The organism is Archangium gephyra (assembly GCF_049060025.1).
Lineage (GTDB): Bacteria > Myxococcota > Myxococcia > Myxococcales > Myxococcaceae > Archangium > Archangium gephyra_A.
In genome coordinates this window covers 9202796-9215704 of record NZ_JBMEQQ010000002.1, presented here as the reverse complement: position 1 = coordinate 9215704, position 12909 = coordinate 9202796, and the positions used below count along the sequence as shown (strand labels likewise).

The window sequence follows — 12909 nt, the reverse complement described above, 5'->3', positions numbered from 1 at the left end:
CAGAAAACCAAGGCCGAAGAGTGCCTTGAGTCAGCTGGACTGCACCACCGCGATGCAGTCGATCTCCACCCGCGCGCCCTTGGGCAGCCCCGCCACCTGCACGGTGGTGCGCGCGGGCGGAGTCCCCGGGAAGTAGCGCCCGTACACCTCGTTCATCTCGGCGAAGTCCGCCATGTCGACGAGGAAGACGCCACACCGGACCACGTGCGAGAAGTCCAGGCCTCCGGCCGCGAGCACCTCCCGCAGGTTGTCCATCGCCCGCGCCGTCTGCACCTTCACGCTTCCCTGGACCAGTTCGCCCGTCGCGGGATCGATGGGCGTCTGTCCCGAGAGGAAGACCATCCGCCCCAACCCCACCTCGACGGCCTGCGAGTAGGGACCAATGGCCTTCGGGGCCTTGTCGGAGTGCAACGTTCGTCGAGCCATGGAGACCTCCAGTACGCCGTGTCTACCACGCGCTCTCGCGGCGGACCCCGTTCAATACAGGACGCCTTCGCGCATCCGCCCGTGGGATGGCCGGGAGCCAGGAGCATGCTCGGCCTCCCACCCGCTGAGAGCGAGGCACGCGCGAACGTGGTCCGCACCGAGCACGACGCACTGGAGCTCATCCGCACCAAGGGAGTCATCACCGAGGTGCCCGCCCTGGGAATGACGTCGCTCGTCGAGGCCGTGGCCGGGGGGGCCGTACACGGAAGCTGGCGCAACCACGCCAAGGGCCGGCTCATGTACCGGCTCGGCCGCATCCTGAGAGCCTCGGACGATGTGCTCGCGGTGCGGCTCGTGGAGGGCAAGGTGGCCTTCGTGGACCCCGTGCTGTGGGCCGTGGTGTACCGCGTGGCCATGGAGCCCTCGCGCCGCCGCCGCTCGCTGGAGGGGCTCTCTCCCCAGGCCCGCGCCCTGCTGTCGGCGGTGGAGCGGGACAAGGAGGTGCGCCTGGGGAAGAACAGCGAGTGGACCAAGGGGCGCGAGGTCCTCGAGGAGCGGCTGCTCGTCCACCTCTCCGAGACGGAGACGGAGGAGGGCCGCCACGTCACCGTCCTGCGCTCCTGGAGGAGCTGGGTCTCCCCCACCGTGAAGGAGGCCGCCGAGTCCCTCACCTATGACGAGGCGCTCGCGCGGCTGCGCGAGGCCTGCGGCGGAGCCCCGGCGGGGCTCGGGCCGTGGGTGCCCTGACTCAGTACATGTCGGGCATGGCCGGTGGCGGTCCCGCGAAGAGCTCCGTCGCCGTGCGCAGCGAGGCCTCGTCGGCCTCGAGCACCCCGGCCATCTGGAGGGCGGCGGGCGAGAGGAAGCCGCTGTAGAGCGGAGCCAGTGCCCGCACGTGCAGCTTCACGTCGCCATCCCCTCCAGGGCGCACCTCGGCCTCACCGTTGTCCACCTCCAGCACGAAGCGGCCCCGGTTCTCCGGGAAGAGGTCATCATCCACCTCCAGGTGCAGTGCCCCCGAGAACCCGGCCGGGTAGCCGCGGGCCTGGAGCGCGGCGGGCACGTCCAGCATGCGCAGCATCCAGGTGAAGAGGTGCTTCACCTCATACGTCTGCTCGCGCAGGAGGAAGAGGAGCGGATCCGCCGGCCCGCCCCGCCACACCACCTCGCGGGCCAGGGAGCGGTGATCGCCGATGAAGCTCAGCAGCCGCCGGCCCGCGGCCGGGGTGAGCGCGGCCAGATCGGTGAGGTTCAGCTCCTGGAGCAGACCGTGCGGCTGGACCCGGCGCGTGAGGTAGAGGTAGCCCTCGATACCGGCGCTGCCCTCCACGAGGTAGCCGTAGGCCGTCTCCCCCCGGGGGTGGGTGACGCGCGTCCAGGTGTAGGCCGTGCGGTCGATCCACCCCTGCTGCCGCTGCGCGTAGCGGCGGTACACCTCGCGGAGGGCTGGCAGGTCGGCCGCCTCCACGGGCCTCAACGAGAGGGTGCGCTCCTGGAAGTCGAGCCCATGGAGCTGCACGCGGATTTCGAAGCGCGAGCCGGACTGCTCGAAACCCACGCGCCGGTAGAGCGGCTGGGTGGCCGGGTAGAGGCTGGCGATGGGCGCACCCTGGCCGCGCAGCTCGCGGAGGGCTGCCTGCATGAGCCGGGTGGCCGTGCCCTTGCCACGGGAGGCGGGCGCCACCCCCACCCCGCCGATGCCCACCATGGGCACCCGGCGCCCGTTGAACCACTGCCCCATGGGGATGAGGACGATGGTCGCGGCCACCCTGTCCCCCTCCCGCAACACCCGCAGGTGGGCATCCAGGGCCTCGATCTTCTGCTGCCAGCCCCGGGACTCCTCGGGAGGAAGGGCAAAGGCCTGATTCCGGATGTCCTCCGCCGCGGCGAGCTCCCGCTCCCCCTGCGGCGGGCCAAAGTTCGGCGCCGTCGTGTCCACGCTGTCCTCCTCGATGAAAGAAGGTGCAGCCTACCCGGCGGGCAGGCGTGCCAGGGCCTCTTCCGCCGCCTTCCCGCTCCCATGCCGCTGGACAACCCGTTTCGAATGGTTACAGGGAGGGCGATCGCGCCCCGCGAAGGGCGCCCGGAGAAAACATGTCCGTCGACACTCAGCGGGAAACCCACAAGTTCCAGGCGGAGATCAATCAGCTCCTGAACCTGGTCATCAACTCCCTCTACAGCCACAAGGAGATCTTCCTGCGCGAGCTCGTCTCGAACGCGTCGGACGCGCTCGACAAGCTGCGCTTCCGCTCCGTCACCGAGCCCGAGCTGCTCGAGGGGGCCTCCGAGCTGGAGATCCGCCTCATTCCGGACGCGGAGAAGGGCACGCTGACCATCGAGGACACCGGCATCGGCATGACGCGGGACGAGCTGGTGAAGAACCTGGGCACCATCGCCCACTCCGGCTCGCGCGAGTTCCTGGAGCTGGTGTCGCAGCGGGGCCAGAAGGACGTCAACCTGATTGGCCAGTTCGGCGTGGGCTTCTACAGCGCCTATCTCGTGGCCGACCAGGTCGAGGTGGTGAGCCGCGCGGCGGGCAAGGACGCCCAGGTCTGGAAGTGGGCCTCGGACGCCAAGGGCTCCTTCACGGTGGAGCCGGCCGAGCGCGCCACGCGCGGCACCTCCATCACCCTGCACCTCAAGGAGGACCAGAAGGAGTTCCTCCAGGAGTGGCGCCTGCGCGAGCTGGTCAAGCAGTACTCGGACTACGTCAGCCACCCCATCAAGCTCCAGGTGAAGCAGACCACCGGCGAGGGGGACGCGCAGAAGACCGAGACGCAGCTCGAGGTGGTGAACAAGGCCAGCGCCCTGTGGCAGCGGTCCAAGAGTGAAATCACCGACGAGCAGTACCAGGAGTTCTACAAGCACCTCTCGCACGACTGGGAGGCGCCGCTGGCGTGGACGCACTTCCGCACCGAGGGCAACCAGGTCTTCACCGGACTGCTCTTCCTGCCGAAGAACCCGCCCTTTGACTTGAACGCGGCCCAGCAGCGCGGGGTGCGGCTGTTCGTCAAGCGCGTGCTCATCATGGACCGGTGCGAGGAGATGCTGCCGCAGTGGCTGCGCTTCGTGCGGGGCGTGGTGGACTCGGATGATCTGCCGCTCAACGTGTCGCGCGAGCTGTTGCAGGACTCGGCGGTGGTGCAGGCCATCCGCAAGCACGTGACGAAGAAGACGTTGGACATGCTGGAGAAGCTGGCCAAGGACAAGCCGGAGGACTACCGGACGTTCTGGAAGAGCTTCGGCACGGTGCTCAAGGAGGGCCTGGCCGTCGACACCGAGTACCGCGAGAAGCTGGGCACGCTGGTGCGCTACGAGAGCTCGCGCGAGGAGGGGCTCACCTCGCTGGCGGACTACGTGTCGCGGATGAAGGAGGGCCAGAAGGCCATCTATTACGTCTTCGGCGAGTCCCGGAAGGCGGTGGTGGACTCCCCGCACCTCGAGGCGCTGAAGAAGCGCGGGTACGAGGTGCTGTACATGACGGACCCGGTGGACGAGTGGGCCACGCAGGGGCTGAGGGAGTTCCAGGACAAGCCGCTGGTGTCGGCGATGCACGCGGACCTGAAGCTCGACGAGACGGAGGAGGAGAAGCGCGAGAAGGAGCAGCGCGCCAAGGGGCTGGGGCCGCTGGCGGACCGGATGAAGGAGGTGCTCAAGGAGCACGTCCGCGAGGTGCGCGTGTCGGACCGGCTCACGGACTCGCCGTGCTGCCTGGTGGTGCCCGAGGGCGGCTCGCACGCCTTCGTGGAGCGGCTGCTGCGGGAGCGGGGCCGGAGCGTGCCGCGCGTGAAGCGCATTCTCGAGGTCAACCCCGCCCACCCCATCGTCGAGCACCTGAAGGCGCTGCAGGAGAAGGAGCCCGCGTCCCCGCAGGTGACGGAGTGGGTGGAGATGCTCTACGACCAGGCCCTGCTCACCGAGGGCAGCAGCGTGGAAGACCCGAACCGCTTCGCCCGGCGCATGACGGCGCTGATGACGCAGCTCGCGGCGCACTCGCCCGTGAAGGGCACGAACGCGCCCGCGGGCGCGGTGGCCGCCGGTCCCGAGACGCCCACGTCGGAGGCCAGGCCCTCGGAGGGAGCCGCCGTGGCCGCCGGTCCCGAGACGCCGCTGCCTCAGAACTGAGGGGAAGCCCCGCGCTGGACCGGCCCGCCTGGAGCCGGTTCAGCGCCCGCCCCGGCGGCGGGCCTCGGCATCCATCACGCGCTTCTCCACCTTCACGCGAGCGAAGTTGGAGAACAACCCGTCCGGCTGCATGCCTTGCAGCGCGCGCATCTGCTGCCGGAGATCCTCCAGCGTCTTCTCCGCCCTCGCCCGCCGCGTGGTCAGCTCCGCGGTCGAGGCGAAGCGGATGGACAGCAGCGTGTCCACGTCCACCCGGCCATCCAGCTCGCGCTCCTGCAGCTCGAGGGAGATGGGGCGCGGCGCCGGGTCTTCCAGCGTCCGGGCCACCAGGGCGCGCAGCTCCTGGGCCCCCGCGTGCAGGGTATCGGCGTCCGTAGCGGCCTCCAGCCGCTCCATGCCCGCGGCCAGTGCCTCCACCAGCGGCGTCACCGCCTCGCGGCCCGGCGGGGACAGCAACTGCGTGACGTAGGCATCCATCCCGTCCCCACCGGCCTGCTCCACCACCTGCCGCAGCAGCGGGAGCCAGTCCGCCTTGAGCTGCTCGCGCACCGGCCCCACCGGAGCCTTGTCCCGCGCGGCCTTCTGGAGCGCCTCGTCCAGGCCCTTCAGGACGGCCTCGGCCGGGAGCACGCCCCGGGGCGCGGCGGAGCGATCATGCCAGCGGCTCTGCCGGACTTCCGGCGCCACCCCGGTGAAGGACGGGCTGCCCGGGCTCGTCGTCTCTCCATTGAGGGATGGCATGCCGGGGTTGCCACGCGGCTTGTCGAAGACCGGGCGCCCCGGGTTGGTGGGGACGTCGGACGTATCGAAGCCATCCCCTTTCGAACGCGCGGGGACTCGCGGCAGCCCGAGCCTGCGCGGCTCGATCTTCGTGGGCTCGTCGTCGTCATGCCCCAGCGGCACGCCCCGGGTGGGACCCTTTGGTTTCGACGGCGGTGGCGGCATGGGGCTCCTGGAGGCCATGTTGCTACGGCATGGCACGGCAAGCAAAGCCGCTCGGGGTAGGATGGCGGCGGATGCCGCGTGCCCCTCATGCTCCTCCCGTTCTCGACGAGGAGGCGCTCGTCCACCAGTTCCCCGGTCTCGACCGGCGCGCGCTCGGTGCCTTCTACACCCCCGCTCCCCTCGTGGAGCGCACCCTGGCCCTCGCCCTCGCACACGCCGGGGAGGGGCCGCTCGCGGTGGTGGACCCCGCCTGTGGGGCCGGGGCCTTCCTCGCCGCCGCGGCCCTCGCCCGGCCCGAGGCCCACCTCTCCGGCCTGGAGGCTCTCCCCCGACGTGGCCCGCGCCTGCCAGGCCCGCGTGCCCGGCGCCGACATCCGCGTGGGCGATGCCCTACGCGGCGGGCTCGACCCCCTGCTCGCGAGCCTCCCTCCGGCCCGCCACGAGGTGTGGATCGGCAACCCGCCCTACAACGGCACCTCCGCGCTCCTGAAGGACCGCGACGCCTATGCCCGCCTCCGCGCCCTGCTCCCGCTCGCGCTCCCCCAGGGCACCAGCCTGCGCGATGACTTCGCCTTCTTCCTGCTGCTCGCCGCGCACCGGCTCTCCTCCCGCCCCGGCGTGCTCGCCTTCATCACCCCCACCAGCCTCCTCGACGCCTTCCTCTACGCTCCCCTGCGCGCCACGCTGCTGCGCATGCTGTCCCTCCGCCAGGTCGTGGACCTCGGCCCCGGTGCCTTCGCCGGTACCCAGGTGCGCACCTGCATCACCGTGTGGACCTCGCCCCCGGACTCGCGGGTGCGGCCCGTGTATTCGCGGCACACGGGCTCACGGCTCGAGTACACCCGGCACCCTCACCCCGTCCCTCTCCCGGGGGGAGAGGGGAAATTGGAGCCCTTCGTTCCCGAGGCTCCCGAGTGGCGTCTCGCTCCCACTCCTCCCGAGGCCGCGGAGCTGGATGCTCGCTGGCGCTCCGAGGGCGAGCCCCTCGATACGCTCGTCCCCGTGAGTCTTCCCGGGGTGAAGACGCGCTTCGATGAGCTGCTGGTGGACGTGGATCCTCAGCGGCTCCTCGCCCGTGTCGAAGACTTCGCTCGCACGCCCGTGGAGGCGCTCGAGGACTTCGCCCGGCTCCATGCCATCCCCCAGGCCCTGCTGCCCAAGCTGCGCGCCTTGAAGGAGGGGCCGCCCTTCACCGTGGAGCCCGCCTGCGTGCGCCCCTTCTTCCGCTACGCCGGAGCGCGCCACCGCGGCACCCTGCCCCCCGAGTCCCGTGCCTTCTGCTACCTGGACCGGCGCCTCATCCCCCGCGGCGATCACCGCCTGCGCGGTCCGTGGGATCCCCATCGCGGTGCGGTGAAGCTCCTCTTCAACGTGCGCGAGCTGCCCCTCTCCGCCGCGCTCCTCGAGGAGGAGGGCTGCGTGCACGACCACCGGCATGCCCGCTTCGCGCCCCTGCTCGTGCCCCAGCGCGTGCGCGACGAGGGCCTCGACCTCACCCGCGTCACCCGCTCCGAGGCAGCGCTGGGCCCCCTCGTGCCCAACCTCTCCCCCCGAGGGCTGGCCTGGGCGGAGCGGCTCGGCGGCCCGCTCGCCGCCTACCAGGCGCTCGTGCGCTTCCTCAACGGCCCCGAGGTCCAGCGGCTCTGGGCTCCTGTCTACGGCGCCTCGCGGGTCGTGCCCGTTCCCCTGGCTGCTCTCCAGCCTTGAGGAACACGCCGGGCGCATTAGTGTCCACCTTCACTCTCGGTCCGGAAGTCCGGAATCGGGAATTCCCGCAGTGAAGGAGACATCACTCATGAAGACTCGCGCGCTGCTCACCGCTGCCGTTCTCTGCCTCGCTGGACCGGCGTTCGCTCAGGGCAAGGCTCCCGCCGCCAAGGAGAAGGCCGCCGCCAAGAAGGAGGAGAAGGCCGCCGAGAAGGCCATGGGCGCCACCGCCCGGGCCGAGCTGAAGGATCAGAAGGGCCAGTCGGTGGGCGAGGTGACGCTCTCCGAGACGCCCCACGGCATCCTCATCAAGGGCACGCTCTCCAACATCCCCGCTGGCGAGCACGCCATCCACATCCACGAGGCGGGCAAGTGCGAGGCCCCCTTCCAGACCGCGGGTGGCCACCTCAACCCCCACAAGAAGAAGCACGGCGTCCTCGTGGCCGAGGGCAAGCACGAGGGCGACCTGCCCAACCTCCACGTGGGCGCCGACGGCAAGGTGCAGTTCGACCACTTCGCCCATGGTCTCAAGCTGAAGGACGTCCAGGACCAGGACGGCGCGGCCGTCGTCGTGCACGCCAGCGCGGACGACTACAAGAGCGACCCCGCCGGCAACGCGGGTGACCGCATCGCCTGCGGCGTCGTGCAGGTGCAGAAGTAGCCGTCCCGCCGTGGAGTGAGGAGCTGGGAAGTGGCCCGGACTACAGGCGCCGGGCCACGTCGACGAAGAGGCCCACGGCCACCGTCTTCATGTTCACCCCGGCCTGGCTGTAGAAGGCCGGGAGCGCCACGTACGGGAAGACGTCCAGCCAGAAGCCGTTGATGTTGGTGTTGAAGCCCACGTTGAGGCTCACCGGCACGGAGAAGGTCCCCGCGACGTTGCCGAGTTCCCGGGCATTGAGCCCCGTGCCCAGCGCCACCAGGAAGTTGGGGTGGAACTGGTAGTAGAGGGACATCGGCGCCCGGAGACCGGCCCGCGTGACGCCGAGCGCACCGATGGGACGCCCCGAGACGCTGAAGGGCAGGTAGGCCGCCACGTCCAACCGGAAGCGCTCGTCCAGCCGGAAGAACATGGGCACGCCCAGCTCGAAGCCACCCAGCAGCCCCTCTTCGGCGATGTTCGAGCGGAACAGGGCCCGGGTGCTCACGCTCAGCTCGAAGGGCTTGGACCGGATGATCTCCCGGGTCAGCGCGAGCTCGGGATTGCCATAGCTGAACGCCGAGGCCAGCTTGAGGGGCGCGAAGACGGCGTCCACCATCCAGCCCGCGCCAAAGCCATACATCATCCCGATGTTCAGGCCGACGCTCGTACTCCCTTCGGGCGTCGACGCCGGCACGACGAGCAGGTGCGAGTACGGCAGCACGGTCCGCTCGGGAAGAACCATCCGGCGCGCGGTGAAGGCCAGGAACGGCTTCGGCGCGGCAGGAGGCTGGACGGGCGGCTCCTGCATCACGGGCGGCTGCGCACGCGCCACACCCATGGACGCGGCAAGAGCCACGCCGGTGGCGAGCGCCACCAGCTTCTTCTGGAAATACCTCATGTGGTTCATCCCCCTGTGGACGAGCCCCTCACAGCGGGGCGCGGCGCAGTCTAGGCCCTGACCCTGGCCATCCAGAAATGGGCCCGCCCGCCCATCCCACCTGGGGAGAGGCGAGCGCTCGCCGCCCGCACCTCCTTGCCTACAGAGGGTTCGCCGGGGTCGCGAGATCCAACCGCGCTCCCTCCGGCGGCGGCATGAGCCGGCGCAGTGCCCCCTCCCGCCAGTGCAGGAACACGAGCGAGGGGTCCTCGAGCGGAACATCGAACTCGAAGCCCAACCGGGTTGGCCCCTGGGCATCGGCGGCCAGCACCGTCACCTGCATGCCCTCCAGCTTCACCTGCGCGCCCTCACCGAGCATGTGCTCCGGGGAACGGAGCGTCTGCTCGGCCTCGGTGGCGAGGAAGTGGCCTCCCCCGGGGAGCTCCAGTGCGAGCGAATTCGGCCCGGTGCGGGTGACGATGGGAGACTCCTGCACCATCGACAGCGGCCACCAGGAGCGAGGGGTCTCCTGCCCCTGCAGGGCCCACGTGACGGGGACGTACAGGAGCACGCCAATGTCCCGGGCATCGAGAACCACCACCCGCTGAGACGCCAGACGCGCGGGGTCCAGCTCGCTCCGCACCTGCTGCGCCATCTGCCCGGTGCTGGTGCCGAGCTGGCGGATCATCATCGACATCAGGGGCCAGCTCAGCGGTGCGAGGACGAGGTGGAACAGCGCGAACACCGCCCCCGCGACGGCCACGCCTCGCGGACGCCAGCCCTGCCCACGCGAGCGCCACGCATGGCGGAGCACCATGGCCAACAGCACCGAGGCACCCAGGCTCGGCACGAAGAGCAGCCGGCCCATGGGCATGCTGGAAGTCACCGGCAGCAGGGACAGCGCCGCGCCGAGGGAGAGCCAGCGGGAGTGCCGGCGCTCCTGCTCGGAGAGACCGGGCCAGGCGGAGCGGATCAGCAGCACGAGCACCGCGAGCCCAACCAGCCCCAGGCCCACCAGCGCGGGCCGGCTGGCCGCGTTGATGCCCCAGAGGTCCACGGGCACACCCAACAACCCACCGGCGAGCGCGGGCACCCGGCCGAGCGCGGCCACCAGGTAACGTCCGGGCTCGCCCACCGGGTCCAGGTACATGGAAGACCCATACGCGCCGTACCCGAGCGCCTTGTACACACCGAGGTAGGCGACCGCGAGCACCGCCGCCGGAGCGACGGCCCGGACGCGCTCGGCCACCGTGCCCCGGGCCCCCGCCAGCTCATAGGCCAGCACGTAGGCGAAGACGCCCAGGGCGGACTCTCCCGCCGTCAGGCTCACGGCCAGCGCGAGGAGGGACAGCGGCAGGGCCTGGCGCTTCCCGGCCTCGCGCCACTCCAGGTGCAGCCACAGGCCCGCCAGGGCCAGGGCGGTGGACACCAGGGCGTTGCGGTTGGAGATCCACCCCACGGGGAGCAGGTGCGAATCGTCCATGGCGAACAGCAGCAGCGCCAGCATCGCCAGGGACCCGGGCATCCAGCGCCGCAGCAGGGCGCCGAAGAGGGCCACCACGGCGAGGTACCAGGCCACCGAGTGCAGGTGGTAGCCCAGCGCGTCGCAGCCGAAGAGGCGGTAGTCCAGCGTCTCGAGCGCGCTCGACAGGGGGCGCCAGAAGGCGATCTTCAGCTCGGGCAGCGTCCACCAGGGATAGGGCCCCTCCTGCACGATGCGCCGCATGCCCTCCGGGTCTCCTCCGGCGAAGCGGAAGAGGTCCATGGGCGAGCCCAGAGGCCATTTGCCCTCGAAGATGAGGAGGTGCAGGTTGTCATCCAGGGCGAACCCCATGCCCAGCGTGGGCAGGGCGAGCACCAGGGCAACGGCGAGGGAGAGCCAGAGGCCCCGGGGGGACTCGAACCAACGCTTCGAAGGGGAATCATCCATGGTGACGCGGCCACCGACAACGCTGCCACGTCCCAGGTTCCCAGGGGATGGTCAGTACCACTGCTCCTGGCCCGCCACCCACGTGGCCTGCACCGTGAGGTCCCCGCGGAGCAGCGTGAGATCGGCGCGGTAGCCCGGTGCCAACCGGCCCAGGTGTCCGTCCAACCCGAGGTAGCTCGCGGGATGGAGCGACGCCATGCGCAGGCACTCCTCGAGGGGCAGCCCGAGCAACCGGACGCAGTTGCGCACCGCCGTCACCATGTCGATGTCGGCACCGGCCAGCGTTCCATTCTCGGTCACCAGCCGGCCCTCCCGGCGCAGGATGGTGCGGCCATACAGGGTGAACGAGGCCGCCTCGGTGCCAACAGGAGGCATGGCGTCGGTGACGAGGAAGACCCGGCCGGGCGGCTTGACCTTCAAGAGCAGGCGCAGCATCGCCGGATGGACGTGGATGCCATCCGCGATGACCCCGCACCACGCCTCGTCGGCCTCGAGCGCGGCCACCACGGGCCCCGGCTGACGGCTCTGCGCGGGAGGCATGGCGTTGAACAGGTGGGTGAAACCCCGTACGCCCGCCGCGAGGGCCTCGCGCGTCCGCTCGTACGTCGCCGCCGTGTGGCCCGCCGAGAGCACCACCCCCGCCGAGGCGAGCCGCCGGATGACGGCATCGTCGACACACTCCGGTGCCAACGTCACCACCAGCCGTCCGCCCTGCCCCGCCAGGCGCTCCGGCAGCGCTCCCAGGTAGTCGATGTCCCCCGCCTCGGGCACCCGGATGAAGCGCGACTCATGCACCCCCGGCCGTTCGCCGCTGATGAAGGGACCTTCCAGGTGGATGCCCAGGACACCACTGGCGGGCCGGGCCATGGCCTCGAGGGCGGCCTCGCACGCCTGACGCATCCGGGCCGACTCGTCGGTGATGAAGGTGGGCAACAGCCCGGTGGTGCCGGAGCGCCGGGCCGCCGCCGCGATGGCCAGTGCGGTCTCCACGGTGGGCGTGTCGTTGAACAGCACGCCTCCGGCTCCGTTGACCTGGGCATCGAGGAAGCCCGGCACCAGCAGTGTGCCCTCGGGCAACCGCCGCACCTCGGCTCCGGCCGGAACGGCCTCCCTGGGCACCACGGCGCCGATGCGTCCGTCCTCGACCACCACCGCGTGGTCATCGAGCATGCGCTCGCCCGTGAAGAGGCGCGCGCCCACGAGAATCCGTCTCATCACACGGTCTCCGTCACCTTGCGCAGGTGCGCGGGGACGTCCGGGTCCATTCCGCGCGCCACCGCCAACCGGTGAACCGACATGTAGAAGCTCTGCACCTGGCACAGCGGCGCGATGGCGCTCGGCACACCCGGGACCACGGGCAGGGCTCGGCCCCCGGCACCGCGAGCACCGAGCGGACATCCGCCCCCAATTCCACCATGCGGCGCACCACGCTCCGAGTCCCCTCCGCCGAGCCGTCCTCCTGCCCGAGCGCCAACACGGGGAAACCTCGGCCCACCAGGGCGAGCGGGCCGTGGCTGACCTCGGCGGTGCTGAAGGCCTCGGCGTGCAGCCGGCAGGTCTCCTTGAACTTCAGCGCCATCTCGAGCGCCGCGCCGAGCCCCATCCCCCGCCCGAGCACGAACAGGTTGTGCGCACCGGTGAGCCGCTCGAGCGCGGGCCACCAATCCAACGCCCGCGCCGCCTCCAGGGCCTCCGGCAGCAGCGAGACGGCGTCCCGCAGCCCCGCCTCCCCGGACCAGTGCGCCACCAGTTGCAGGAAGGCGAGGCCGGAGAGGATGTAGGACTTCGTGGCGGCGACGCTCTGCTCGGGACCGGCGCACAGCGGCAGCCCGATGTCACACAGGGAGAAGAGCGGAGAGTCCTCGTTGTTGACGAAGCCGATGACCAGCGCGCCCCCCGCGCGGGCCGCTTCCGTCAGCCGCAACAGGTCGGGACTGCGGCCGGACTGCGAGACGGCGACGAAGAGGCTCTCCCGCAGATCCAGGCCCCGGGTGTTGTAGACGGAGGCCACGCTCGGCCCCACCGAGGCCACGGCGCGCCCCAGCGTGGTCTCGATGAGATACTTGCCATAGCTGGCCGCGTGGTCGGAGCTGCCGCGCGCGCAGGTGACGACGAACCGCGGAGGCCGCTGGCGCAGCCGCTCACCCAGCTCGGCGAAGGCCCCCTCGCAACGGGCAATCTGCTGGCGAGCGGCCTCCGCCGACTGGGCGGCCTCGAGGGCCATGGCGGGAAGAGGAGAAGTGTTCACCCTCCCAA

Annotated in this window: 11 protein-coding genes; 4 read left to right on the top strand and 7 right to left on the bottom strand. The window is 70.9% G+C overall.

What is annotated here, in order from left to right; all coding sequences use genetic code 11:
* Nucleotides 1-30: 30 nt before the first annotated feature.
* Entirely contained in the window at nt 31-426 is a 396-nt protein-coding gene (locus ACN28I_RS40260; protein WP_420947192.1) for a RidA family protein, read from the bottom strand.
* Nucleotides 427-531: 105 nt separating this feature from the next.
* Between ACN28I_RS40260 and ACN28I_RS40255 the strand changes: the two genes are divergently transcribed.
* Nucleotides 532-1173 carry an RNA methyltransferase gene (locus ACN28I_RS40255; RefSeq protein WP_420947191.1) on the top strand — a complete coding sequence of 214 codons (642 nt, stop codon included), beginning with the start codon at nt 532-534 and terminating at the stop codon, nt 1171-1173.
* A 1-nt stretch (nt 1174) separates the two neighbouring features.
* On the opposite strand, the gene ACN28I_RS40250 is transcribed toward ACN28I_RS40255, so the two are convergent.
* Nucleotides 1175-2365, bottom strand: coding sequence for a GNAT family N-acetyltransferase (locus ACN28I_RS40250; protein WP_420947190.1), 1191 nt, complete (start codon nt 2363-2365; stop codon nt 1175-1177).
* 155 nt (nt 2366-2520) lie between these two features.
* Here ACN28I_RS40250 and htpG point away from each other — a divergent pair, with 155 nt between their 5' ends.
* On the top strand, nt 2521-4551 hold the full coding sequence (gene htpG / locus ACN28I_RS40245) for a molecular chaperone HtpG (RefSeq protein WP_420947189.1): 2031 nt from the start codon (nt 2521-2523) through the stop codon (nt 4549-4551).
* A gap of 39 nt (nt 4552-4590) precedes the next feature.
* Here the strand turns inward: htpG and ACN28I_RS40240 are convergent, their stop codons facing one another.
* Entirely contained in the window at nt 4591-5496 is a 906-nt protein-coding gene (locus tag ACN28I_RS40240; protein WP_420947188.1) for a hypothetical protein, read from the bottom strand.
* Between the two features lie 333 nt (nt 5497-5829).
* On the opposite strand from ACN28I_RS40240, the gene ACN28I_RS40235 reads away from it, so the two are divergent.
* Together ACN28I_RS40235 and ACN28I_RS40230 are read left to right on the top strand one after the other, a co-directional pair.
* A complete protein-coding gene (locus tag ACN28I_RS40235; protein ID WP_420947187.1) occupies nt 5830-7203 on the top strand; it encodes an SAM-dependent DNA methyltransferase in 1374 nt (457 codons plus the stop codon).
* A gap of 88 nt (nt 7204-7291) precedes the next feature.
* Nucleotides 7292-7864 carry a superoxide dismutase family protein gene (locus ACN28I_RS40230; protein ID WP_420947186.1) on the top strand — a complete coding sequence of 191 codons (573 nt, stop codon included), beginning with the start codon at nt 7292-7294 and terminating at the stop codon, nt 7862-7864.
* 40 nt (nt 7865-7904) lie between these two features.
* Here ACN28I_RS40230 and ACN28I_RS40225 read toward each other — a convergent pair whose 3' ends face one another.
* The 4 genes from ACN28I_RS40225 to ACN28I_RS40210 all read right to left on the bottom strand — a co-directional run bounded on the left by ACN28I_RS40225 (nt 7905) and on the right by ACN28I_RS40210 (nt 12901).
* Nucleotides 7905-8744 (bottom strand): hypothetical protein, encoded by an 840-nt coding sequence (locus ACN28I_RS40225; RefSeq protein WP_420947185.1) that lies wholly within the window; start codon nt 8742-8744, stop codon nt 7905-7907.
* Between the two features lie 139 nt (nt 8745-8883).
* Entirely contained in the window at nt 8884-10653 is a 1770-nt protein-coding gene (locus tag ACN28I_RS40220; RefSeq protein ID WP_420947184.1) for a hypothetical protein, read from the bottom strand.
* A 51-nt stretch (nt 10654-10704) separates the two neighbouring features.
* Entirely contained in the window at nt 10705-11868 is a 1164-nt protein-coding gene (nagA, locus tag ACN28I_RS40215) for an N-acetylglucosamine-6-phosphate deacetylase (protein WP_420947183.1), read from the bottom strand.
* A 13-nt stretch (nt 11869-11881) separates the two neighbouring features.
* On the bottom strand, nt 11882-12901 hold the full coding sequence (locus ACN28I_RS40210; RefSeq protein ID WP_420947182.1) for an SIS domain-containing protein: 1020 nt from the start codon (nt 12899-12901) through the stop codon (nt 11882-11884).
* Between the last annotated feature and the right edge of the window lie 8 nt (nt 12902-12909).

Excerpts from the sequence above, each read along its gene's own strand:
- ACN28I_RS40260 (WP_420947192.1), bottom strand. The coding sequence starts at position 426 with ATGGCTCGACGAACGTTGCACTCCGACAAGGCCCCGAAGGCCATTGGT.
- htpG (WP_420947189.1), top strand. The coding sequence starts at position 2,521 with ATGTCCGTCGACACTCAGCGGGAAACCCACAAGTTCCAGGCGGAGATC.
- ACN28I_RS40240 (WP_420947188.1), bottom strand. The coding sequence starts at position 5,496 with ATGCCGCCACCGCCGTCGAAACCAAAGGGTCCCACCCGGGGCGTGCCG.
- ACN28I_RS40230 (WP_420947186.1), top strand. The coding sequence starts at position 7,292 with ATGAAGACTCGCGCGCTGCTCACCGCTGCCGTTCTCTGCCTCGCTGGA.
- ACN28I_RS40255 (WP_420947191.1), top strand. The coding sequence starts at position 532 with ATGCTCGGCCTCCCACCCGCTGAGAGCGAGGCACGCGCGAACGTGGTC.
- ACN28I_RS40225 (WP_420947185.1), bottom strand. The coding sequence starts at position 8,744 with ATGAGGTATTTCCAGAAGAAGCTGGTGGCGCTCGCCACCGGCGTGGCT.
- nagA (WP_420947183.1), bottom strand. The coding sequence starts at position 11,868 with ATGAGACGGATTCTCGTGGGCGCGCGCCTCTTCACGGGCGAGCGCATG.
- ACN28I_RS40220 (WP_420947184.1), bottom strand. The coding sequence starts at position 10,653 with ATGGATGATTCCCCTTCGAAGCGTTGGTTCGAGTCCCCCCGGGGCCTC.